Annotated in this window: 27 protein-coding genes and 1 tRNA gene; 9 read left to right on the top strand and 19 right to left on the bottom strand. The window is 62.0% G+C overall.

What is annotated here, in order from left to right; translation table 11 throughout:
* The first annotated feature begins 191 nt into the window (after nucleotides 1-191).
* The 5 genes from rpsF to MUY37_RS07125 all read left to right on the top strand — a co-directional run bounded on the left by rpsF (nucleotide 192) and on the right by MUY37_RS07125 (nucleotide 3599).
* Nucleotides 192-557: a 30S ribosomal protein S6 gene (gene rpsF / locus MUY37_RS07145; RefSeq protein ID WP_499194660.1), complete on the top strand. Its 366-nt coding sequence runs from the start codon at nucleotides 192-194 to the stop codon at nucleotides 555-557.
* Nucleotides 557-781: a 30S ribosomal protein S18 gene (rpsR, locus tag MUY37_RS07140; protein ID WP_499194659.1), complete on the top strand. Its 225-nt coding sequence runs from the start codon at nucleotides 557-559 to the stop codon at nucleotides 779-781. The genes rpsF and rpsR overlap by 1 nt, the downstream gene beginning before the upstream one ends.
* An 11-nt stretch (nucleotides 782-792) precedes the next feature.
* Complete coding sequence (gene rplI, locus MUY37_RS07135; protein WP_499194658.1) at nucleotides 793-1425, top strand: 50S ribosomal protein L9; 633 nt, start codon at nucleotides 793-795, stop codon at nucleotides 1423-1425.
* Between the two features lie 95 nt (nucleotides 1426-1520).
* Nucleotides 1521-3002, top strand: coding sequence for an AMP nucleosidase (locus MUY37_RS07130; protein WP_499194657.1), 1482 nt, complete (start codon nucleotides 1521-1523; stop codon nucleotides 3000-3002).
* Between the two features lie 351 nt (nucleotides 3003-3353).
* Nucleotides 3354-3599, top strand: coding sequence for a GNAT family N-acetyltransferase (locus tag MUY37_RS07125; protein ID WP_499194656.1), 246 nt, complete (start codon nucleotides 3354-3356; stop codon nucleotides 3597-3599).
* Here MUY37_RS07125 and rimK read toward each other — a convergent pair.
* The 14 genes from rimK to MUY37_RS07055 all read right to left on the bottom strand — a co-directional run bounded on the left by rimK (nucleotide 3596) and on the right by MUY37_RS07055 (nucleotide 16052).
* Complete coding sequence (gene rimK / locus MUY37_RS07120; protein WP_499194655.1) at nucleotides 3596-4501, bottom strand: 30S ribosomal protein S6--L-glutamate ligase; 906 nt, start codon at nucleotides 4499-4501, stop codon at nucleotides 3596-3598. The genes MUY37_RS07125 and rimK overlap by 4 nt on opposite strands.
* Nucleotides 4502-4511: 10 nt before the next feature.
* Nucleotides 4512-4976 (bottom strand): ATP-dependent zinc protease family protein, encoded by a 465-nt coding sequence (locus tag MUY37_RS07115; protein WP_499194654.1) that lies wholly within the window; start codon nucleotides 4974-4976, stop codon nucleotides 4512-4514.
* Entirely contained in the window at nucleotides 4973-5989 is a 1017-nt protein-coding gene (locus MUY37_RS07110) for a YncE family protein (protein ID WP_499194653.1), read from the bottom strand. The genes MUY37_RS07115 and MUY37_RS07110 overlap by 4 nt, the downstream gene beginning before the upstream one ends.
* Nucleotides 5983-7827 carry a M2 family metallopeptidase gene (locus tag MUY37_RS07105; protein WP_499194652.1) on the bottom strand — a complete coding sequence of 615 codons (1845 nt, stop codon included), beginning with the start codon at nucleotides 7825-7827 and terminating at the stop codon, nucleotides 5983-5985. The genes MUY37_RS07110 and MUY37_RS07105 overlap by 7 nt, the downstream gene beginning before the upstream one ends.
* 71 nt (nucleotides 7828-7898) lie before the next feature.
* Nucleotides 7899-8417: a hypothetical protein gene (locus MUY37_RS07100; protein ID WP_499194651.1), complete on the bottom strand. Its 519-nt coding sequence runs from the start codon at nucleotides 8415-8417 to the stop codon at nucleotides 7899-7901.
* Complete coding sequence (locus tag MUY37_RS07095) at nucleotides 8410-9177, bottom strand: alpha/beta fold hydrolase (RefSeq protein ID WP_499194650.1); 768 nt, start codon at nucleotides 9175-9177, stop codon at nucleotides 8410-8412. Before MUY37_RS07095 ends, MUY37_RS07100 begins: the two co-directional genes overlap by 8 nt.
* Nucleotides 9174-9623, bottom strand: a complete 450-nt coding sequence (locus MUY37_RS07090) for a GFA family protein (protein WP_499194649.1) — start codon at nucleotides 9621-9623, stop codon at nucleotides 9174-9176. Before MUY37_RS07090 ends, MUY37_RS07095 begins: the two co-directional genes overlap by 4 nt.
* The gene (locus tag MUY37_RS07085) at nucleotides 9620-10279 is read right to left on the bottom strand and encodes a 2-hydroxychromene-2-carboxylate isomerase (RefSeq protein ID WP_499194648.1); all 660 of its coding nucleotides are present in this window, start codon (nucleotides 10277-10279) and stop codon (nucleotides 9620-9622) included. Before MUY37_RS07085 ends, MUY37_RS07090 begins: the two co-directional genes overlap by 4 nt.
* A gap of 98 nt (nucleotides 10280-10377) precedes the next feature.
* Entirely contained in the window at nucleotides 10378-10923 is a 546-nt protein-coding gene (locus MUY37_RS07080) for a hypothetical protein (RefSeq protein WP_499194647.1), read from the bottom strand.
* Entirely contained in the window at nucleotides 10920-11945 is a 1026-nt protein-coding gene (locus MUY37_RS07075; RefSeq protein WP_499194646.1) for an aspartate-semialdehyde dehydrogenase, read from the bottom strand. The genes MUY37_RS07080 and MUY37_RS07075 overlap by 4 nt, the downstream gene beginning before the upstream one ends.
* A gap of 128 nt (nucleotides 11946-12073) precedes the next feature.
* Nucleotides 12074-14365, bottom strand: coding sequence for a DPP IV N-terminal domain-containing protein (locus MUY37_RS07070; RefSeq protein WP_499194645.1), 2292 nt, complete (start codon nucleotides 14363-14365; stop codon nucleotides 12074-12076).
* 122 nt (nucleotides 14366-14487) lie between these two features.
* Nucleotides 14488-14856: a 50S ribosomal protein L19 gene (rplS, locus tag MUY37_RS07065; RefSeq protein ID WP_499194644.1), complete on the bottom strand. Its 369-nt coding sequence runs from the start codon at nucleotides 14854-14856 to the stop codon at nucleotides 14488-14490.
* 12 nt (nucleotides 14857-14868) lie between these two features.
* The gene (gene trmD / locus MUY37_RS07060) at nucleotides 14869-15693 is read right to left on the bottom strand and encodes a tRNA (guanosine(37)-N1)-methyltransferase TrmD (protein WP_499194643.1); all 825 of its coding nucleotides are present in this window, start codon (nucleotides 15691-15693) and stop codon (nucleotides 14869-14871) included.
* Nucleotides 15694-15752: 59 nt separating this feature from the next.
* Nucleotides 15753-16052, bottom strand: coding sequence for a hypothetical protein (locus MUY37_RS07055; protein WP_499194642.1), 300 nt, complete (start codon nucleotides 16050-16052; stop codon nucleotides 15753-15755).
* 151 nt (nucleotides 16053-16203) lie between these two features.
* On the opposite strand from MUY37_RS07055, the gene MUY37_RS07050 reads away from it, so the two are divergent.
* A complete protein-coding gene (locus MUY37_RS07050; protein WP_499194641.1) occupies nucleotides 16204-17172 on the top strand; it encodes an NAD(P)/FAD-dependent oxidoreductase in 969 nt (322 codons plus the stop codon).
* Here MUY37_RS07050 and rimM read toward each other — a convergent pair.
* From rimM to MUY37_RS07025, 5 genes are all read right to left on the bottom strand, one after another.
* A complete protein-coding gene (gene rimM / locus MUY37_RS07045; protein ID WP_499194640.1) occupies nucleotides 17169-17654 on the bottom strand; it encodes a ribosome maturation factor RimM in 486 nt (161 codons plus the stop codon). The two genes, MUY37_RS07050 and rimM, sit on opposite strands and share 4 nt — an antisense overlap.
* Before the next feature lie 8 nt (nucleotides 17655-17662).
* The gene (gene rpsP, locus MUY37_RS07040) at nucleotides 17663-18136 is read right to left on the bottom strand and encodes a 30S ribosomal protein S16 (protein WP_499194639.1); all 474 of its coding nucleotides are present in this window, start codon (nucleotides 18134-18136) and stop codon (nucleotides 17663-17665) included.
* 34 nt (nucleotides 18137-18170) lie between these two features.
* Entirely contained in the window at nucleotides 18171-19658 is a 1488-nt protein-coding gene (gene ffh, locus MUY37_RS07035) for a signal recognition particle protein (protein ID WP_499194638.1), read from the bottom strand.
* A 323-nt stretch (nucleotides 19659-19981) separates the two neighbouring features.
* Nucleotides 19982-20057, bottom strand: a tRNA-Ala gene (locus tag MUY37_RS07030).
* Between the two features lie 90 nt (nucleotides 20058-20147).
* Nucleotides 20148-20492 (bottom strand): FYDLN acid domain-containing protein, encoded by a 345-nt coding sequence (locus tag MUY37_RS07025; protein WP_499194637.1) that lies wholly within the window; start codon nucleotides 20490-20492, stop codon nucleotides 20148-20150.
* 190 nt (nucleotides 20493-20682) lie between these two features.
* Here MUY37_RS07025 and aroA point away from each other — a divergent pair, with 190 nt between their 5' ends.
* The 3 genes from aroA to MUY37_RS07010 are packed head-to-tail and all read left to right on the top strand — an operon-like array spanning nucleotide 20683 to nucleotide 22843.
* Entirely contained in the window at nucleotides 20683-21972 is a 1290-nt protein-coding gene (gene aroA, locus MUY37_RS07020) for a 3-phosphoshikimate 1-carboxyvinyltransferase (RefSeq protein ID WP_499195124.1), read from the top strand.
* Nucleotides 21969-22226: a CBU_0592 family membrane protein gene (locus MUY37_RS07015; protein ID WP_499194636.1), complete on the top strand. Its 258-nt coding sequence runs from the start codon at nucleotides 21969-21971 to the stop codon at nucleotides 22224-22226. The genes aroA and MUY37_RS07015 overlap by 4 nt, the downstream gene beginning before the upstream one ends.
* Nucleotides 22223-22843, top strand: coding sequence for a (d)CMP kinase (locus MUY37_RS07010; RefSeq protein ID WP_499194635.1), 621 nt, complete (start codon nucleotides 22223-22225; stop codon nucleotides 22841-22843). Before MUY37_RS07015 ends, MUY37_RS07010 begins: the two co-directional genes overlap by 4 nt.
* The last annotated feature ends 56 nt before the right edge of the window (nucleotides 22844-22899 follow it).

The raw sequence follows: 22899 nt of genomic DNA, 5'->3' as shown, positions 1-22899 counted from the left end.
ATTTCACACCCAATGCGCCCCTGCCCGCCCCGTTCCATCCTGCCAAGCCCCCAACTTGGCTTGCATTCCGCCCAGATCCCGCTATGTGCGCGCATCCCTCGGGTCGACCCAGGGGATTCGAAGAAAGCCGGAGGGGCCCCGCAATCCCGCGGATCAGCCAGCGATCGGCCACCAGTTGAAAGGACAAGAGCATGGCTCTCTACGAGCATGTTTTCTTGGCGCGACAGGATCTGAGCCAGGCTCAGGTCGACCAGCTCGCCGCCAATGCCACCGAGATCATCGAGAAGAACGAAGGCAAGGTCACCAAGACGGAGACCTGGGGCCTCAAGAACCTCGCCTACAAGATCGACCGCAACCGCAAGGCGCATTTCGTGATGCTCAACATCGAGGGCCCCGGCTCCGTTGTTGCCGAGCTCGAGCGCCAGACCCGCATCAACGAAGACGTCATCCGCTACATGACCATCCGTGTCGAAGAGCACGAAGAAGGCCCCAGCGTAATGATGCGCAAGAACGAACGCGATGCGAAGAAGCGCCGCGACCGCGAGGAGCGTAACTGATGGCCCGTCCGTTTTTCCGCCGCCGCAAGTCTTGCCCGTTTTCGGCCAAGAACGCCCCCGCGATCGACTACAAGGACGTTCGCCTCCTTCAGGGCTTCATGTCCGAGCGTGGCAAGATCGTCCCCAGCCGCATCACCGCCGTCAGCGCGAAGAAGCAGCGTGAGCTGGCCAAGGCCATCAAGCGCGCGCGCCACATCGGCCTGCTGCCGTACATCGTGAAGTAAGGGGAAAATCCATGGATATCATTCTCCTTCAGAGGATCGAAAAGCTCGGCTCGATCGGTGACGTCGTCACCGTTAAAGACGGCTATGCCCGCAACTTCCTGCTCCCGCAGAAAAAGGCCCTGCGCGCCAACGAAGCCAACAAGAAGGTCTTCGAAGCGAACCGAGACCGCCTGGAAAAGGAAAACGCGGAACGCCGCACCGAAGCCGAAAAGGCCGGTGAAAAGGTCAACGGCGAAGAGATCGTCCTGATCCGTGCGGCATCGAACACCGGCCAGCTCTATGGCTCGGTTAACGTGCGTGACATCGCCGCCGCCCTTGCCGACAAGGGTCACGACATCGACAAGAAGCAGGTCATCATGGGTGACCCGATCAAGGCGATCGGCATGCACGAAGTCCGCATCGACCTCCATCCGGAAGTCTCGGTGTCGATCAAGGCCAATGTCGCCCGCTCGGACGACGAAGCCGAACTGCAAAGCCAGGGCATCGACGTGATGGCGCAGATGTTCGAAGACGAACAGCGCGAGATCGAAGAACAGGCCGATGCAGCCCGTATCGATTCGACTCTCGAGCCCGGCGAAATCCCCGAGGACATGCTCGAAGAGGGTACCGACACCGCTACGGACGCGAACGAAGAGAGCGCCTGAGGCCGATCTTCGCATCCAGCAATACAAAAAGGGCGCGGCGGCTTCGGCTTCCGCGCCCTTTTTGTAAGAAGCGCCCGCAATCCCTATCTGTAGGCGTGACATCAATCGGAAAACAACAAGAGGCAAGAAAACCGCCCATGGAAACCATCGAACAGACACTCGACCGGATCGAGACAATTTATGACGCGGCAGTCGAAAGGTTGCGCGATGACGTTATCGCCTTCGGGCGCGAACGCGCGCTTCCCGCACCAGAGCGCCGCAAGGATGGAAGCTACGCCTATCCCGAACTGCGCCTGCGTTTCCGTGGTGGCGATCAGCCCGAGGATCGCAATCGCGCCTTTGGCCGCTTGAATGCACCTGGCCTCTATACGACCACCGTGACGCGCCCGGCCCTGTTTCGCGACTATCTGCGCGAACAGCTCGAGCTGATTTCCGAGAATTACGAAGTCGAAGTCGAAGTGGGCTCGTCTCAGCAGGAAATTCCTTTTCCCTACGTGCTCGATGGCGACGCCGGTGCCGAATTGGTTGGAGTCGATCCCAACCTGATCGCGCGGCACTTTCCGTCCACCGAACTGGCGGACATCGGAGACGAGCTGGCCGACGGCATCGTGCTCGAAAATGCGGAGGATCCGATCCCGCTCTCTTTGTTCGACGGGCTGCGCACCGATTTCAGCCTGGCGCGGCTGGCGCATTACACCGGAACCAGTACCGAACACTTCCAGCGCTTCATTCTGTTCACCAACTACCACCGCTATGTCGATGAATTCGTGGATTGGGCCGGGTCCCAGCTCGGCTCGAATGGCTACACCGCACTGGCTGGTGCAGGCGGATTGATGCTGAACGAGAAGACCGACAATGCCCGCGCGCAACTCTCCGACACCGCATGGCGGCGGCACCAGATGCCAGCCTACCATCTCGTCGGGCCGAACAAGGAAGGCATTACGCTGGTCAATATCGGGGTCGGCCCATCCAATGCGAAGACCATCTGCGACCACCTTGCCGTGCTGCGACCAGAAGCCTGGCTGATGATCGGTCACTGCGGCGGCCTGCGTCCCAGTCAGAAGATCGGCGACTATGTGCTCGCCCATGCCTACCTGCGTGACGACCATGTGCTCGATCCCGTCCTGCCACCCGAAATTCCCCTGCCCGCTATCGCCGAGGTCCAGCAGGCCCTCGCCGGCGCGGCGGAAGAGGTCTCGGGCGAACACGGCGCCGACCTCAAGAAGCGCATGCGCACGGGGACAGTCGTCACGACCGACGACCGCAACTGGGAACTGCGCTACACGAACTCTGCCCATCGCATGAGCCTCAGCCGGGCGGTTGGGGTCGACATGGAAAGCGCCACGATCGCGGGGCAGGGCTATCGATTCCGCGTGCCCTACGGCACGCTCTTGTGCGTATCGGACAAGCCGCTGCACGGCGAAATCAAGCTGCCCGGCCAGGCTAACGCCTTTTACGAAGAAGCCATCGCAGCGCACCTCCAGATCGGCGTGACCGCCTGCCGCTTGCTCCGCGACGAGGGGCCGCGCCTGCACAGCCGGAAACTGCGCGCCTTCAACGAGCCGCCGTTCCGGTAATTTCGATGGTTTGAACGCAAGCCGCAGGATGCAGGCGATCTGGCATTCTTTCAAAACCGGATAATGGCAAACCTACTCATTATTCGCCCCGCAATCGGACGTGATGCTTCTGCGATAGCTAGCCTCGGCCGAATTACGTTCGAGCAGGCATTCGGTCACTTGTTCCGGTGCCATGAAGAAACGCTACAAAACTATCTAAAGCAGACTTTCGCTCAGAAAAAGATCGCAAACAGCCTGAAGAAACCGAACAACAAATATTGGCTTGCTTCGATCGACGAGAAACCAATCGGGTATGCCAAGCTCAAACTGCGTTCGGGCCATCCATTATGCGAAGGTTGGCGTATAGGATAGTTGCAGAAAATCTACGTCGATACTGCGCAGATCGGCTACGGCGTCGGCAAAGCGTTGGTCAAAATTATCGAGGACGAGGCGCGCCGAAAATTATGCGACAGGCTCTGGCTAAGCGTACACGAGGGTAACTCACGAGCCCGTAGCTTTTATAAGCACGTTGGATGGCGTGATATCGGCCAAGACAAATTCGCGATCGGCGAACTTCGGCTATCCTATCGCATTATGGTGCGCGATCTGGAAAGCTAGCCCGTCCCCTTGGTCTTCGTCTTGCCGTCCCTGGCGTTCTTTTCGATGTAATCGATGATCTGCCCCGCAATATCCTTGCCGGTCGCTTTCTCGATCCCTTCGAGACCGGGCGAAGAGTTCACTTCCATAATCACCGGGCCGTGATTGCTACGCAGCATGTCTACACCGCACACGTTCAGGCCCATTCGCTTGGCCGCACGGACGGCGGTGCTGCGTTCTTCGGGGGTAATCTTGATCAGTTCGGCACTACCGCCGCGGTGGAGGTTGCTGCGGAAATCATCTGCCGCGCCGGTGCGTTTCATCGCGGCGACTACCTTGCCGCCGACCACCAGCGCGCGAATATCGGTGCCGCCGGCTTCCTTGATGAATTCCTGCACCAGAATGTTGACGTTGGCGCCGCGAAATGCCTCGATCACGGACTTGGCACTGCTCATCGTCTCGGCGAGGACCACTCCGATGCCCTGCGTGCCTTCGAGCAGTTTGATCACCACTGGCGGGCCGTTCACCGCCTTGATGATCTGCTCCGCCTGCTTGGGATCGTTGGCATAGGCTGTCAGCGGCAGACCGAGGCCGTACTTGGCGAGAATTTGCATGCTGCGCAGCTTGTCGCGGCTGCGCCCGATGGCAACGCTTTCGTTGAGCGGCCAGCAGCCGCGCATCTCGAACTGACGCAGGATCGCGAGGCCGTAATTCGTGATACTCGCCCCGATACGCGGAATGACCGCATCGTAGCCGACACATGCCTCACCATTATAGTAGACCTCGGGACGATGGCTAGCGATGTGGACGGTGCAACGCGTGGTATTGAGGATATCGAGCTCGTGGCCGCGCTTTTCCGCCGCCTCTTTCAATCGCTGGTGCGAATAGAGGTTCGGATTGCGCGCCAGCATGGCGATCTTCATTATGCGCTCCTCAGGGCTTGTGCCCTTTCACGGGATCAAGTTCGGGCGTCTGCAACCACGAATAGCCGCTGTCCACGACAAATCGGCGGCGCAGCGACGAACGGCCGATCAGCATGGGGAATTTCATGTCGCTGCGATCGGCCAGGCTGATTTCGGCACGAAATTCGACCCCGCCGATCATGAGCGGAGTTTTGATTACGTAGCGATATTGGGTCTTGCCATTCGAACTGGTGATTCCCCGCACGTCGACATGCACCGCCTCGCACACCTGGCGTACGTGCTGCTGGTCGAAATCAACCGCGAAGCGCACGAATTTTTCGCCATCGCGCTCGAATTCCTCGATCACTTCGCCATGGAGCGAAGAGGTCCGCGCACCGGTATCTATCTTGGCCGGAACCGCATGAAGGCCGAGTTCCGGCAGATGCACCAGTTCGCGCCAGCCGACGACCGGCAGCTCCTTGTATTTCTTACTCATTCGATGATCGCGATCCCGTCGCCGCCACCCGTGCCAGGCAGGCGGCGCAGCACCTTTCCTGTAGCAAAATCGACCTCGGCAATCGTGTTGTTGCGGGTTTCGGCGACATAGATACGCTCGCCATCGGGTGAGAACAGGATCGTCACCTGCGTCCGTGCCTCGGCCTGCGCGGGCGAGGAAACCGCGATGCTGCGCACCACATCGCCACTTTGCGTGTCGATTACCGTCAGCCCACCATCGGCAAGATCCGAGGTGACCGCGTAGTCACCCTGCGGGCGCAGCGTGATCCGTAGCGGGAAATTCCCGGTCTCGATCCGCTGCCGCACCTCCAGCGTCTGGGGGTCGAGCTTGAAGGCGGCATTCGATCCGCGCGCCGAAACCCATAGCGTTTTGCCGTCATCGGACAGCCAGATACCTTCCGGCTCCTCGCCAACTTCGACCGATGCCGGTGCGCGGCGGGTCTTGAGATCGACCCGCGTCACAGTCTTGCTGCCGAGATCGGTCGTCCAAGCGTGGTTTCCGCTGGGCGCGACCGCCAGCATATGGCTGCCTTCCTTGCCCGTGCCGCTTTCGAAGACCTCTGCCTGTTCCAGCGGATCGCGGATCCAGAAAACCGACTGGCGGCCCTCGGCCGTCGCGTAGAGATCGCCATTGGCATGCCAGACGATCCCGTGCGGACGCGCATTCGCACCGAGGTCGATACTGGCAACCTTGGTCAGATCTGCTGTCCGGAAGATGTCCACCGTCTGCCCGCCATAGCAGGCGAGCGCGATATGCAGATCGTCGGGTGAAGTGGCCAATTCGTGCGGATTGGCACAGCTATCGACGCTGACGACTTGCTCACCGGAGGCGAGGTCGACCTTCGACAGCATATTGCCGAACTTGCCGGCCACGAACAGCGCGCCTTCGACATCGCTGGCCACGGGCGGCGCGGCTGACTCCCCCTCCCCGCCAACGGGCGCACAGGCGACCGCCAGCGGGAAAGCGAAGGCCAGGGTGAAGCGGCTTACCACCCTTCGGTTTTACCGGCGTTCTGCTCGTCGAGCCATGCCTTCAGCGGGGCAAAGTACTCCGCCATCGCCTTGCCGCTCATCTGGCGTTCGCCGGTGAAGGCTTCGAGCGCATCGGGCCACGGCTTGCTGGCGCCCATTTCGAGCATCGCATTGAGGTTCTTGCCGACTTCTTCATTGCCATAGAACGAACAGCGATGCAGCGGGCCTTCCCAGCCAGCCTGGTCGCAAGCGGCCTTGAAGAACTGGAACTGCAGGATCCGGGCAAGGAAGTAGCGCGTGTAAGGCACATTGCCCGGGATGTGGTACTTCGCGCCCGCATCGAACTTGGTCTCGTCGCGCTCCACCGGCGGAACGATCCCCTGGTATTGCAGGCGCAGGTCGTTCCAGCCCTTGTTAAGCTCATTGGCCGGGATCGAACCGTTGAACAGCTCCCAGCGATAGCGATCGACCAGCAGTCCGAAGGGCAGGAAGGCGATCTTGTCCATCGCCTCGCGCAGCAGCAGGCCGATATCCTTGTCGGCGCTCGGCACGTCGGCGCGGTCGAGCATGTCGATCTGCACGAGATATTCGGGCGTGATCGAAAGCGCGATCATGTCGCCGATGGCCTCGTGAAAACCGTCATTCGCGCCGTTCAGATGCAAATAGTCCTGCTGGTTGTAAGCGCGCTGGTAGTAGTTGTGGCCAAGCTCGTGGTGGATGACCTTGAAGTCGTCCGCATTGCGCTTGATGCACATCTTGATGCGTAGATCGTCGACATTGTCGACGTCCCAGGCGCTGGCGTGGCAGACCACTTCGCGGTCCTGCGGCTTGGTGAACTGGCTGCGCTGCCAGAAGGTCTCGGGCAACGGCTCGAAGCCCAGCGAGGAGAAGAACTGTTCGCCCACGCGGACCATCTCGACCTCGTCGAGATCCTTCTGCTCGATCAGTTCGGTGAGGTCGTAGCCGATATCGCCTGCGCCCTCCGGAGCGACGAGCGGATAGATATTGCCCCATTCCTGCGCCCACATATTGCCGAGCAGGTCGGCGCGGATCGGTCCGGTGGCGGGTTGCACCTCGTCGCCGTATTTGGCGTTGAGCTTGCTGCGGACATAGGTGTGCAGCGCCATGTAAAGCGGCTTTACTTCCTGCCACATGCGCTCGGTCTCGGCAGCGAACTGGTCGGGCGACATATCGTAATTCGAGCGCCACATCGCGCCGAGATCATCATACCCGAGTTCGGTCGCACCTTCACCGGCAATGGCGATCATGCGCTGATAGTCATCGCGCATCGGCGCGCCGACATTGTCGTGCCAGCTAGTCCACATCTCGGCCTTTTCGGCCGGGGTGCGGTCGAGATTGCCCATCTCGGCCTCGATATCGCTGCCGTTGATTGCCTCGCCATTGAGCGTGCCCTTGCCCTTGCCATAGGCCGAGCCAAGCTTGGTGGCGATTTCATTGAGCTCGGTAGCAGCGCCATCGCGGACCGGTGCGGGCATGACGATACCATTGCGCAGGATATCGAGCTTGCGCGCGACTTCGGGATCCAGGCCCGCAACCTGGGCATATTTTGCCGCCTCATTCGCATATTTGACCGACTTCTCGGTCGCCTGCGCACCATATTTGGCGGCAAGCTGGTCGCTATCGTGGATGATATAGGTCGAATTGATCCACAACACCCGGCCATATTCGACCGAGAAATCGAACATGTCCTTTTCGACCATCGCCACCCAATCGGCCGCGCCCTGCGGAGTAAGGGGATACGCACTGGCCATCTCGGACTGGGCTTCGTGTTGATTCGCGAGCGCGGGGCTGGCGAGCGAAATGGCGAGCGCGGACAGGGCGGCGGATGCGAAATTCATTCAGGACCTCTCGATGATATTTTAGTGTGTGGTTTCACCTGCTACCAGATTGCACCTGCCGGGGCGGTTAATCAAGCAGGCGGCGCACCAAATCGACGAATGGCGAGTGCCATCAGCACACCGCCGAAGGTCGCGATCCAGGCGACGATCTTCACCGGCCGGACCGTGGCCGCGACCGCAGCCATCCAGTCCGAACCCTGTTCGCTGAGAAGCTGGACCACCTGAAGAATGGTTTCGGTATAGTCGGTGACGAGAAAGGTGATTGCCGAAATGGCGATCAGCATGCCTAGCATCCTTGCCGCACCCCGCATCGCCATGAAGCTGCGCCCGGCCAGCCAGCTTCCCCAGCCATAGATGCCGATGAAAACGAGGTCGCCGAGCATCGCAATAATGGCGAGAGTGCGAACACCACCTTCGCGCCATTGTCCCTGTATCTCGTCCACCCGCGCCGCGCTGCCCGCCGCCTGGTGTTCGGCAATACCCAACGTCACGCTTTCCGGATGCATGACCGCCATGCTCAGCACGATGACGATCGCGAAGGCCACCAGACCCCACAGCCACCAGCGCAAATTCGGTTTCGGTTCACTCATGTCCGCCCCCCAGCCAGCGGGCGATCGCCTGCCCCAGATCGGGCTTGGTCACGCTGCTCATATGCGTACCGGGGACCTCGACGTAATCGGCGTTGGGGAGCAAGCCTGCCAGTTCCTCGGCCGAGCCATTGTCGCGGTCCTCATCGCCGCAGACCACCAGAGTGGGCATGGTGATCGCATCGAGCAATGCGAGGTCGAGATCGGGCATGGTGTCGAGCAGCAGCCGAGCAGCCACGCGGTCGACGCCCTGCGACTTGAGGAACTGCATCGAGAAGAAGTCCGGATCGCCGCGCGGGATCGCATCGAACTCGTCGATCACGCGCCGGAACTTGGCCGCACGGCGATGCCATTCGCCAAGCCCTGCGGCACCCATACCGCCGATGACGAGGTGCTTCGGTTCGAGCACGCCATGGGCCGTCGCGTGAAGCGAGGTGCGGGCGCCGAGCGAGAACCCGCCGAGATCGTAATTGTCGAGCCCGTAGTGATCCATCAGCGCCGCCACATCGCGTACAAGCACATTGGTGGGATATCTCTCAGGCTCGTGCGGAGCCTCGCTCTCGCCATGCACGCGAAAATCGAGCATCAACACTTCATAGCCCTGCGCCGCAATCGCCTCGTGGTGCCCCCATTTGATCCAGTTCATCGCCGCGCTGGAGAACAGGCCATGGAGCAAAACGAGCGGTCGCCCTTCGCCGTGCCGATGGACGGCGAGTTTCGTCCCATCGAAGCTCTCGAAATGCTCGGTCACCGGTTCGCTCATGTCATCCCCACGAATGCGATCCACTCCTCGGTGGTGTGCGGCTGTCCGTCCATGGCCTTCGCATCCGCGGGGAGGCCGATCCACGGCTGTTTGCTCTTCACCCACAGATGCGCTGCGGGGACCAGCGACGCGCTGTCGTCTAGTGTGCCGCAGCGCAGGCTGGCGAAGCCCTCGCGAGCGTCGTTCACCGCATAGATCCGCGCCTTGCAGATGGCACAGCCGAGGATGCGCGAATGGGCTCCGCTGGGCTGATCGTATTCACCGGTGTCGAGTTCGCCCGAGATTTCGAGCTCGGCGAGCGCAAAGAGCATATGCTCGCTGAACGCCGAACCCGTGCGGCTCTGGCAGTCGGTGCAATGGCATGCATAGGGGTTGAGGCGAAAGCCCTCGTGCAATGTATAGCGCACGGCGCCGCACAGGCAGCCGCCGGTCAGCTTGCCTTTCATCGGGCACGATCCCTTGGGGCCAGCCCCTTCTGCTCCATCCGCCATTGCGCCATCTCGATGCGGTCCTGGCCGAAGAAGGGCTCGCCGTCGAAGACAAGTGTCGGCACGCCCCAGTGCCCGGCGGCTTCGAGCGCATCCTGGTTGGCTGCGATCTCGGCGTCGAGTTCCTCCCCCTGCGCCTCGACCTCGGCAACGACTTCCGCAGCATCGAGCCCGGCAGCGGTCAGGGCGCCCGCAAGATGGTCGGCCTCGTGCCAGTTCTCCTGACCGCCCCAGATGAGCTTGCCCGCCTCATGCGCGAAGACGAGGGCCTTGCCACGCCGTGCAGCGGCCTGACCCATCCGAGTGACCCGGCGGATATAGGGCTGTTCGGCAGCGATCGCGCGGGTGTTCGGATCCTGAACGATCGGGTCGGGGCGCGGCGGGCCGAAGGCGATCGAGTGGTATTGTGCCACCCGCATCATGTCGCGGATCGTATAGGCCATCCAATTGGGATGATTGCGCTCGAAAAAATCGGGCTGGCGGATCGCGAGCGGATAGACCGGCCTCAGCGCGATATCGACATCGTACTCTTCGGCCAGCGCGCGGTAGCGCCCGACCGAAAGGAAGCTGTAAGGTGAGCGGAAGCTGAAATAGAGGTCTGCGGACAGGGTCATGCGGAGACTTATACATCTCCGTCGTCCCAGCGAAAGCTGGGACCGCTATCGGCGTTGCGCCAAGCGGGGAACGATCCCAGCTTGCGCTGGGATGACGATCAGCGGAAGAAGCAGCTTATTCCGGCCTGCAGCGCGGTTACTCTCTCGCCATCTTCCGCAAACCCGGTGATCGTCCCGTAATCGGCAGTCGTATACTCGAATTCGCCCTCCAGCGTGGTGTCGAGTTCGCGCACCTGCTTTTCGAGCTGGAGCCCTGCGAACGTGGTCGTACCGGGTTGCACGCCGTCGGAAGTCGCGACGTCCTCACCTTCGCGCAGAAACCAGCCGCGCAGCTCGCCATCCATATAGGCGATCTGCAACGGGCCGAACTGGCTGAAATCCATCGGCCCCGCGCCGCATTCCTCGTTGCGCGACTTTGCAACAGCGATACCGAGGGCATCACCGATGGCGGCATCGACATCCGCGCGCGCCGCGCCGAAGCGGAACGGCACCGCGCCCGCCGGTCCAAGGCCATTGGCATCGACCAATACCTTTGCGCCCTCCACCGCTTCGGCCGATACTGCGGTCGGCTCGGGTTCGGTTTGCGCTTCGCCGCACGCGGCAAGCACCAACGGAAGCGCGAGGAGAAGGCTTTTCCGCATCATCCCTTTTTAAGACATTCGCGGCCCAGAAGTTCCGCGATCTGAACCGCGTTGAGCGCGGCGCCTTTACGCAGATTGTCCGATACGCACCACAGGTTGATGCCGTTCTCGACCGTCGGGTCTTCGCGCACGCGGCTGATATAGGTCGCGCTGTCGCCTGCCGCTTCGACGGGCGAGATGTACCCGCCATCCTCACGCTTATCGACCAACATACAGCCGGGCGCCTCGCGCAGGATATCCTGCGCCTGTTCGGCCGAGATCTCGTTCTCGAACTCGATGCTGACAGCCTCGGAGTGGCCGACGAAAACCGGCACGCGCACACAAGTCGCGGTGAGCTTGATCTTGGGATCGACGATCTTCTTGGTTTCGACCACCATCTTCCATTCTTCCTTGGTCGAACCATCGTCGAGGAAGACGTCGATATGCGGGATGACGTTGAAGGCGATCTGCTTGGTGAACTTCACCGGATCGACCGGATCGCCGACAAAGATGTTGCGGCTCTGCTCGAACAACTCGTCCATGCCCGCCTTGCCCGCGCCGGAAACCGACTGGTAGGTCGACACGACGACGCGCTTGATCGTCGCGGCATCGTGCAACGGCTTTAGCGCCACCACCAGCTGCGCGGTCGAGCAGTTGGGGTTGGCGATGATGTTCTTCTTGGAATAGCCGTGGATCGCATCCGGGTTCACCTCGGGTACGATCAGCGGCACGTCGGGGTCCATGCGGAAGAGCGAGCTGTTGTCGATCACCACGCAGCCGGCGGCGGCCGCCTTGGGGGCATATTCCTTGGCCGGTCCGCTGCCAGCGGCAAACAATGCGATATCCCAGCCGGACCAGTCGAAATGCTCGATATTCTGGCATTTGAGCATCTTGCCGGTGTCACCGAATTCGACTTCCGATCCGTGCGAGCGGCTCGACGCGACCGCTGCGATCTCGTCGATCGGAAACTCGCGCTCGGCCAGCACCATCATCATTTCGCGCCCGACGTTCCCCGTCGCGCCGACCACGGCAACACGATAACCCAATTTACCATCTCCAAATGCGTTCAAGGGCGCACATAGTCATTCCAGCCCCGTCATCCCAGCGAAAGCTGGGATCGGGTGCAAAACAAGTGCTTGGCCGACAGCGATCCCAGCTTGCGCTGGGATGACGTTCAATCCGGCGGCGTGACCCCGTATGCCTCCAGAAAACGAAAGACCGTGTTGTAGCGATGCGGCGAAATCCGCTCGCCCGAAACGCGGTGCGTGTAGCCGGGATAGAGCATCATTTCGAACGGCACGTTGGCTTCCTGCATCGCAGAAATGACCTCGGTCGCGTTCTCGAACACCACATTGTCGTCGGCCATGCCGTGGATGATCAGCAGCGGATCGGTGATCCTGGCCGCATCCGGGATCGCGCTGGCGGCTTCGTATGCTGCGCCATCGGCCTGCGGTGTGCCCATATAGCGCTCGGTATAATGCGTGTCGTAAAGTTCCCACTTCGTTACCGGCGCACCCGAAATACCTGCGGCATACAGCCCCGGATCGGCCTGGAGCTGCTTCAGCGTCATGTACCCGCCATAGGACCAGCCATCGATCGCGATCTTGTCCGGATCGACGAAGGGCAGCGTCTTCAGATATTCTGCCCCCGCTTTCTGGTCGCGCACCTCGACACCGCCCATGGCGCGGAAGATCGGCTGTTCGAAGGCAACGCCGCGATTGGCGCTGCCGCGATTGTCGAGCGCGAACCAGATATAGCCTTTGTCGACGATCGCCTGGCGCAGCGCGCCATTCCAGCCGCGATTGACGATTTGCGGCCCCGGCCCGCCATAATGGTAGAAATAGACCGGATACCGCTTGCCCGGCTCCATCTCCGGCGTGACCATTTCCCAATGAAGCGGCGTGCCGTCCTCTGCCGGGATCGTGCCGTATTGCGTGGGCCGATGGCTGGCCAGATAGGGCGCATAAGGATGATCGGCGTCGAGCGCGTTCTCCTCCACCCAGGCGAGCCGCTTGCCCTCCTGATCCGCGAGATACATTTGCGGCGGCGTATCATCGTTCGAGCGGGTGACGAGCAGCGTCTGGCCCTTCTTGTCCATTGTCGCCGAATGGGTAAAGCCCGGCTCCGTCAGGCGGTGCGGCATGGTTGGAGTCTGCGCCGCGAAATCATAGGCATAGACATGCTGTTCGAGCGGGTCCTGCTCGCTGGTGGCGAGGAAGAACAGGCGGCTGGCCTGCTGGTCCACCCCGACGAGCTTGGTGACGACATACTGGCCCTTGGTAAGCTGCTTGTACGCGCGCCAATCCTCTTCACCCATATACCGGTAGAGATGGGCAAAGCCGTCACGCTCCGACCACCAGATCAGGTCGCCATCGTCCAGAAAGCGGTAATTGTCCGACAGGTTGATCCAGTAGCCATCGCCGCCATGCTGCTGCGACGCCTCTTCCTGAACCACGATCTCGCTCGCGCCGGTGGTCGGATCGACCTTGAGCAGGTCCATCCATGTCTGTTCGCGATTCTGCCGCTGGACATAGAACGCGCTGCCATCGGGCGCCCAATCGACGCGGGCGAGATAGAAATCGTCAGGGTTTTGCGGGTCGTAATAGGTCGCAGACTGGTTGCTACGCAGATCGACCTCGACGCGGTTCTTGCCGTCGGGGTCCATCACATAGAGCTGGACCTTGGCATTCGCGCTGCCGGCCACCGGGTATCGCTGGTCGAAGACCTTCGTGCCGGTCGCGCCGATGGCCGCGCGCGTGACCACGCCCACCATGCTTTCATCGGTCCGCTGGACGACGATGCGGCTTTCATCCGGGCTCCACCAGTATCCCTCGTGTCGGCTCATCTCCTCCTGCGCGACAAACTCGGCTTCGCCCCAGCGGATCGTCTCGCCTTCCCTCGCGGTGATCGGGGCATGTTCGCCGGTCACCGGGCCGACCCACAACTGACGGTCGCGCACGAAGGAGATGTAGTTTCCATGCGGGCTGAGCGCGGGGTTGAGTTCGCTTTCCTCGGTATCGGTGACGCGCACCACCTCGCCCGTCAGCGCGGCAAGATAGAGGTCGCCATCCAGCGGCACGAGCAGTGCCTCGCCGTTGCTCGTCCATTCGTAATCGATGATCCCGCGCAAATTGCCGACGCGCGCGCGTTCGCGCTGCATCTTTTCGTCTTCGGACAGTTCCCGGCCCGAACCGATCTTCTCGCTATCGACCAGCATCGCCCATGTGCCGCCGCTGCGATCATAGGCCCATAGATCGTAACGCTCGCGGTCGTCCTCGCGATTGCGCAGCACGGTGAGATAGCGGCCATCGGGAGAAAGCTTGGGCTTGCGCGGGCTCGGCCCGTCGAGACCGGGCGAGGCGAAGACGCGCTCGAAGCTGAGATCCGGCCCTTCGCTCATCGTATCGTCGCCAGCAAGGGCGGGCGCGGAGAGAGGCAGAAGAGCGGCGGCAAGCAGAAGGCGCATGGGCGTGTGGTCCCTTTCATCATTGCCACCCGCATGCCCAATCGCAGGCCATAAGAAAAGGGGCGCGGCGGTCATCCCGCCACGCCCCTTCCCTTGTTCGGTTGATAAACCGCCTTTGCCGCTTATGCCTTCGGCGCGTTGTCGCGACGTTCGGCGATACGCGCCCGCTTACCGGTGCGGCCACGCAGATAGTAGAGCTTGGCGCGACGCACGATGCCGCGGCGGACCACGGTGATGCTGTCGATGATCGGCGAGTAGAGCGGGAACACACGTTCCACGCCTTCCCCGAAGCTCATCTTGCGGACGGTGAAGTTGCTGCCCATGCCGCGGTTCGAGCGGGCAATGACAACGCCTTCGAAATTCTGGACGCGTTCACGGCTACCTTCGATAACCTTGACGCCAACGCGCACGGTGTCACCGGCGCGGAATTCGGGAATGTCCTTCCCGAGGTTCTCGATAGCTTCCGCTTCGAGCTGTTGAATGAGGTTCATCGAACCATATCCTTAATCTTCTCGCCGCGCGTCAGAGGCAGATCGGTCCCGAACGTCACTATAACGTTCCCAAAGGTCCGGCCTGCGTAACCGTGTGTCTTCCTCGCTCCTTGCCTTGCGCCAAGCAGCGATTTTCGCATGATCCCCCGATCGCAGCACTTCAGGGATCGTGCGCCCTTCCCATTCCTGAGGTCGGGTATATTGCGGATATTCGATGAGGCCGTTTTCGAAGCTCTCTTCGACTCCGCTATCGGGCGCGCCCATTACTCCGGGAAGCAGGCGAATGCAAGCGTCGAGAATGGCCAAGGCAGCGGGCTCTCCGCCCGACAGGACGATATCGGCCAGGCTGACCTGTTCGATCTGCGGATAAGCCTCGAAAATCCGTTCATCGAAGCCTTCGAACCGACCGCACAGGATGGCAACACCCGGACCTTGTGCGATTTCGCGAATGCGTGCCTGCGTTATCGGCTTCCCGCGCGGCGTCATGGCGAGGATTGGCCTTTGAACTTTCCCTTCCTTGGAGGAGGCGATTGAGGGGTGGGTGTTCGACGCCGATGGGGCAGCACCCCCATCAGCAACCCCTTCGCCCAAGGGAAGGGGCTTTCCAACAACGCTTTCAAGCGCCCGGCCCAACACGTCGGCCTTGAGCACCATGCCCGCCCCGCCCCCTGCGGGCGTATCGTCGACCGTACGATGCTTGTCCTTCGCAAAATCGCGGATCTGGACTGTTTCGCACGACCAATCCCCTCTCTCCAGCGCGCGCCCGGCAAGGCTTATGCCCAGCGGGCCGGGGAACATCTCGGGATAGAGCGTGAGAATGGTGGCGGCGAAACTCATGCGCCGCCACCTAGCGTCAGACTGCGGTCAATTCCATCCCGGCCCGACGAAGAAGGCGATCAGCGAGAGGTCAGACGGCGATCGGAAGCATCAATCGTCGGCACGAATTTACCGACCACGCTCGACGTGACCACACCGATGATTACCAGTCCGCCCGCTGAAAACAGGTCCATGCCGTCCAACGTGACGCTGCTGGCCCCATCAAGGCGCGCGGCGAGCACTGCCGCCAGCGGAGCCGCACCCGAAAACAGGTGGCGAAGGCGCGGACCGATCGTTGGGGAGACCTTGGCTACCGTGGCGCTGAACCCTGCCGCCATCGCGCCATATGCGCCGATCAGGAAAACTGCATTATCGATCATTTCGATCCCCCAGGCTTGGCGCGCATGCCGATGCGCAGTTTGCATATCTCAGACCACGAGACTTGGCTGTCTTCCGCGAGCGATGCCAAGCCCATTCTATCTCTGTCAGATCGAGCTCTGCGAACAGCGTTTTTTCTCGCCCACCCGCGTCATGCCACTGGCTGTCTTACTCGGCACCCTTTCCGATCCCGCGCGTATCCCTGCCATGGAGATCGACGACTGCATCATTGTGGGCGCAGGCCCGGCAGGGCTAACAGCGGCGATCTATCTCGCGCGGTATCACCTCGATATCCGCTTGTTCGATTGCGGCACAAGCCGCGCAAACTGGATCCCGACGAGTCACAACCACGCCGGTTTTCCCGACGGCATTAACGGCAACGAACTGCTCGAACGGATGCGCGAGCAGGCGGCGAAATACGGGGCGCTGCGCGAGCCGAAGCGGGTGACCGACCTCGAGCGCGATGGCGAATATTTCACCGTCCACTGCGACAAAGAGGAGTATCGCGCGCGTACCGTTCTGCTTGCCACGGGCGTGGTCAACAATCGGCCCGAGGGGATCGACGAGCAACTCCATGACGAAGCCATGGCGCGCGGCCTGATCCGCTATTGCCCGGTTTGCGATGGCTACGAAGTCACCGACCGTCGTGTCGCTGTGATCGGCACCGGCGACCATGGCACTGCAGAGGCTCAGTTCCTCCGAACCTATACGAAGGATCTCACATTGATCTCGCCCGGCGGCGATCACGACGTGTCGGAGCAGTGTTCAGCGATATTGGACGCGGCGGGAATCGCCCGCGTCGCGGGACCGTGCGGCGGTTTCGCGATCGAGAACGGCAGGCTCGCCTGCGATACAGCCGATGGCCGGATGGCGTTCGACAGCATCTATCCCGCACTCGGATCGGTCGTGCGTTCGGGGCTGGCCGTGAAATGCGGCGCGAAAGTGAGCGAAGGTGACTGTGTCCTCGTCGACGACCACCTTGAAACCAGCGTGCCGGGGCTCTTCGCTGCGGGCGATGTGGTCCTCGGGCTGGACCAGATCAGCCATGCGATGGGGCAGGCCGGGGTCGCGGCGACAACGATCCGTAATCATCTATCGGAGAAGGCGCCCCTACGGCGCTAATCGACGAAGTCGGCGCTCACGGTCAGCGTTTCGCTATCCCAAGTGGGCACGGCCTGCTTCGTCAATGGGACCATGAATGTTGTGCCGTCGGGTCTCTCGATCTCGACAATATCCGTGGCGCCGAAATTCTCGACCGCGCAGACGCGGCCCACCGTATCGCCCTTGTCGGTGACAACGGAAAGGCCGATCAGGTCGGAGAAATAGAATTCGTCTTCGGCAAGGTCCCGCAATGCCTCGCGCGGAACGGAAAGAGCGGTGCCGCGCAGCTGCTCGGCCGAAGTCCGATCCGTGGCCTCCGCAAAGCGCGCGATGGCACCGCCCTTATTGTCGCTGCGGATTTTCACGAGGGTCAGCGCGCCCTCGTTGAAGCTCTTGTGCGGCCTCAGGGCATCGATCCCTTCGCCGAATAGCTTCAGGCGGACTTCGCCCGTCACGCCATGCGCACCGGTGACGGCGGCCAGCATGAGGGGCTTGTCCGACATGGGCGCGATTACTCGCCCTTGTCTTCGGTGGCTTCTTCAGCCGACGCTTCTTCAGCAGCGGCTTCTTCGGCCGGAGCTTCTTCAGCCGGAGCCGCGGCAGCGGCCTTGGCTTCTTCCTCGGCAGCCTTGGCGGCTTCTTCCGCTTCAGCGATCTTGGCGGCCTTTTCTTCGGCGCGTTCCTTGGCCGCTTCACCCGGCTCGCCCTTCTTCGGGTTGTTCCGCGGCGCGCGCTCGAGGATACCTGCGGCATCAAAGAAACGGTGGACACGGTCCGAAGGTTTCGCGCCGACCGACAGCCAGTGACGCGCGCGGTCTTCGTTGAGCTTCACACGCTCGCCCGAATCCTTCGGCAGCATCGGGTTGTAGGTGCCGATCTGCTCCAGATATTTGCCGTCGCGCGGGCTGCGCGAGTCCGACACGACGATACGGTAGTAGGGGCGCTTCTTGGCACCACCACGCGAAAGACGGATTGCAACTGCCATTTGATATTACCTTTCGAACGTAAACTTTTGAAACTTATTTCTTCTTAAGCATTTCTTGCAGGTCAGGCGGGAGCGTGCTGGGATCGACGCCCGGCCCCTTCGCCCCGGGCGCTCCGAGGCCGGGCATGCCGCCCATGCCGCCAACGCCGCCCATTCCAGGCATCCCGCCGCCGCCGAACAGCGCGCCGAGCCCCTTTAGGCCGCCCATCTTCTTGATCTGCTTCATGGCGCGGGACATTTCCTGGTGCATCTTCAGCACCTTGTTGACCTCTTGCACCTGCGTCCCCGAACCTGCTGCCACGCGTTTCTTGCGCTTGGCATTGAGCAGCGCGGGGTTCTTGCGCTCCTTCGGCGTCATCGATCCGATAATCGCATCCATGTGGACGAGCACCTTGTCGTCCATGTTCGACGACGCCATCGCCGCCTTGGCCTTTTTCATGCCCGGCAGCATCCCTGCCAGCATGCCGAGGCCGCCCATGTTCTGCATCTGCTTCAGTTGCATGCGCAGATCCTCGAGGTCGAACTGGCCCTTCGCCATCTTCTTGGCGAGCGCCTCGGCCTCGTCCTGCTTGATGGTTTCGGCGGCCTTCTCGACCAGCGACACGACATCGCCCATGCCGAGGATTCGACCGGCAACGCGCTTGGGATCGAACGCCTCGATCGCGTCGAGTTTTTCGCCCGTGCCGGCAAACTTGATCGGCTTGCCGGTGACATAGCGCATGGAAAGCGCCGCACCGCCGCGCGCATCGCCGTCCATCCGGGTCAGCACCACGCCGGTCAGCGGCACTTCGCCGGTAAAGCTCTGCGCGACATTGACCGCGTCCTGACCGGTCAGGCTGTCGACCACCAGCAGCACCTCGATCGGCGCGGAGACGCTGGCGATCGCCTTCATTTCGGCCATCAGCGCTTCGTCGACATGCAGGCGGCCCGCGGTGTCGAGCAGCAGCACGTCGGCCGACTGGAGCCTGGCGCTTTCCATCGCGCGACGGGCGATGTCGACCGGCTGCTGGCCTTCGATGATCGGCAGGGTCGCGACCTCGACCTGCTCGCCGAGGACCTTGAGCTGTTCCTGCGCGGCCGGCCGATTGACGTCGAGCGAGGCCATCATGGCCTTCTTGCCGTGCTTTTCGCGGATCAGCTTGCCGAGCTTGGCGGTGGTGGTCGTCTTACCCGAGCCTTGCAGGCCGACCATCATGATGACAACCGGGGGCTTCGCGGCAAAGTTCAGCTCGCGCGATGTGGGATCGGCATCCTCACCGCCGCCGAGCATGGCGGTCAGCTCTTCATCAACGATCTTGACGACCTGCTGCCCCGGCGTGACCGATTTCAGGACTTCCGAACCGATTGCCTTCTCGGTGACCGCATCGATGAAACGGCGCACGACGGGCAGCGCGACATCGGCCTCGAGCAGCGCGATACGAATCTCGCGCATCGCCTCGCGCACGTCGTTCTCCGACAGTGCGCCGCGCCCTTTCAGGCGGTCGAAGACATTGCCGAGCCGGTCGGACAGAGTATCGAACATGCCTGCTTACTCCTCTCCAATGGCGAACCACTGGATTAAACGCGAAAAACGCCGGCGGACGAGAACTCGTCGGCCAGCGTGGGGATTTCCCCGATGAAACCCAAACATGTGCCCGGGTGTGATGGAAGCAAGCCGCAGCCGTCGCCACGGCCTGCTACCATCAAACTCGGCCTGCGAACTTGCCGGATGTCGGTTCAGGCCGGAGGCGAAAATGATGGATCGGGAGAACCGGAGCGCAGCGGACTGAAGGTCCGTGAGCACCGGAAGCGTACCGAGCCGTCATTTGCAGCCCGGTCTGGGCCGTCAGACGGTAAGTCCGGAAATGGTGGAGCCTAGCGGGATCGAACCGCTGACCTCTACAATGCCATTGTAGCGCTCTCCCAGCTGAGCTAAGGCCCCGAGCCATTTCAAACGACGCGTCCTGGGAGGCGCGTCACCCTTGCGGGAGGCGCCCAATATAAGCAGCCCTCCCGCAATGCAACAGCAAAATTAGCTATCGTCGGAATCGTCGTCGTCGCCCTTCGATTTCGTCTCGACCCCGAGATCGTCGTCACCGCCCAGATCGACTTCATTGTCGGGCGAATCATCGTCCTCGTCGATGTCGATATCCAGATCGTCATCGTCGTCGTCGCCGCCCAGATCGCTATCGGCTTCGCCCTTCTTGTCCTTCTTCTCTTCCTCGGCGAGGATCGGCTGCTTCGACTTGAGCACCGGTTCCGGCGTCCACTCTTCACCGCATTCGATGCAGGTGACGGGATCTTCCTTGTTCAGATCGTAGAAGCGGGTGCCGCAGTTCGGGCAGGTCCGCTTGGTACCCCATTCCGGTTTGACCATGTGTAATCCTTAAAGTCTGTCGCCCCCGGCGAAGCGCCGCAGGGTCGTGAATACGCAATTGTCTTGATGGGTTCCCGCTGGGCAGGAATCAACAGCGCGCGCGCCTTGCCAGAACGCATGTGCACTGTCAAAGCGCCGCAGCCGTATCCATCGCCAATTACGGGACTCTCGATTGACCACCCACCGCTTCATGCCCTCTCCCCCGCTGACCGGACGCATTCGCGTTCCGGGCGACAAATCGATCAGCCACCGTTCGTTGATGTTCGGCGCGCTGGCCGTGGGCCGCACCCGCATTTCGGGCCTGCTCGAGGGTGAAGACGTGCTCGCCACCGCAGACGCCCTGCGTGCAATGGGCGTCCACATCGAACGCGACGGCGATGAGTGGGTGGTGCACGGCGTAGGTGTCGGCGGCCTATTGCAGCCCGACCGGGCGCTCGACATGGGCAATTCAGGTACTTCGACACGGCTCCTCATGGGCGTGATCGCAAGCCACGGGATCACTGCAACCTTCACTGGCGATGCCAGCCTGTCGAAACGCCCGATGAACCGGGTTATCGACCCGCTTTCGACCATGGGCGCAAGCTTTGCCCCCTCCCCCGGCGGCACGTTGCCGCTGGCGATGGAAGGCGTGCAGCCCGCCGTGCCGATCACCTACCGCCTGCCTGTGGCCAGCGCGCAGGTGAAAAGCGCGGTACTGCTTGCCGGCCTAAATACACCGGGCACGACTACGGTGATCGAGCCGGTGCCGACGCGCGATCATACCGAGCGCATGCTGCGCGGTTTCGGCGCCGAACTGACAGTCGAGGAGGCCGAAGGCGAGCGGGTCATCCGCATTCACGGTCCCGCCGAGCTGCGCCCCTGCGACATCGCCGTACCGGGCGACCCGTCCTCCGCCGCCTTCTTCGCCGTGGCGGCCAGCGTAGTACCGGGCAGCGACCTCGTGATCGAGAATGTCGGCCTCAATCCGACCCGCGATGGCATTTTCCGCGCGCTCGAGCTGATGGGTGCCGATATCGAAAAGCTGGACGAACGCGACGTCGGCGGCGAGCCGGTCGCCGATCTGCATGTGAGACACTCGCGCCTCAGGGGGATCGAGGTCGATCCCGCCATCGCGCCGAGCATGATTGATGAATTTCCCGTCCTCTTCGTCGCGGCCGCAATGGCCGAAGGCACCACCACGACCAGCGGCCTGGAAGAACTGCGCGTCAAGGAAAGCGACCGCTTGGCCGCCATGGCCACGGCACTGCGCGAGGTTGGCGTAACACTGGAAGAAACGGATGACGGGCTCATCATCGAGGGTTCGCATGGCGAGCCTCTGCCCGGCGGTGGCACAATCGCCACGCATCTCGATCATCGTATCGCGATGAGCATGGCGATCGCCGGTCTCGTCAGCCGTGAAGGGGTCGAAATAGACAGAACCGAACCCATCGCAACCAGCTTTCCCAATTTCACTACCCTCCTGGCTACGGCATCCTCGTGATCGATCTCGACACTTACACCCTCGTCGGTTTTGTCGGCATGGGCTGCATCATCGGCGCCTATGCCTATCTGACGTGGAACGACGAACCGAACCCCTTCGTGCTTCATGGCACGAACCTCACCGGCGCCGCGCTGCTCACCGTATCGTTGCTGGTCCACACCAACTGGCCGAGCCTGGTGCTCGAAGGGTTCTGGGCGGCAATCGCCATCTGGGGCCTGGCAAAGGCGCTTCGCGCGCGGAGAACGAAAGCATGATTATCGCCGTCGACGGACCAACCGCCAGTGGGAAAGGCACCCTTGCCAAGGCGCTTGCCCGGCATTTCGGCCTGCCCCATCTCGATACCGGATTGCTCTATCGCGCGGTCGGACGACAGGTGTTTCTCAACGGGGGCGATCCCGACGATGGCGGAGATGCGCTGGCGGCGGCCAGTTTTCCCGACAGCCTGCTGGACGATCCGCAACTGCGCGACGAAGAAACCGGCGGGCTCGCCAGCCGCGTTTCGGTGCACCCAGCCCTGCGCCAGGCGCTGTTCGAGCGGCAACGCGCTTTTGCGACCCAGGAAGGCGGAGCTGTGCTGGACGGACGCGATATCGGCACCGTCATCGCGCCCGAAGCCGACGCAAAACTTTTCGTCACCGCCAGTGTGGAGGCGCGCGCGCAGCGCCGTTTCCTCGAAATGCGCGAGCGCGGGGCCGGGGTCACTCTGTTGGAGATCCGCGACGATCTCCGCCGCCGCGACGAACGCGACCGCAATCGCGCGGTAGCGCCGTTGGTCCCGGCCGAGGATGCTATGGTGATCGATACCAGCGCGCTCGGAAAGGAAGAAGCGATTGCCGCAGCGATCGAGGCAGTGAAACAAGCCATCTCCTGAAGTCGGTGTCCGGCAACCACATCATCCCGTTGCCAGCAACCCCTCATCTCCATATC

Origin of the sequence: Qipengyuania sp. ABI-127-1 (assembly GCA_022953095.1) — a bacterium.
Classification (GTDB): domain Bacteria; phylum Pseudomonadota; class Alphaproteobacteria; order Sphingomonadales; family Sphingomonadaceae; genus Qipengyuania.
This window is presented reverse-complemented; position numbering and strand designations above follow the sequence as displayed.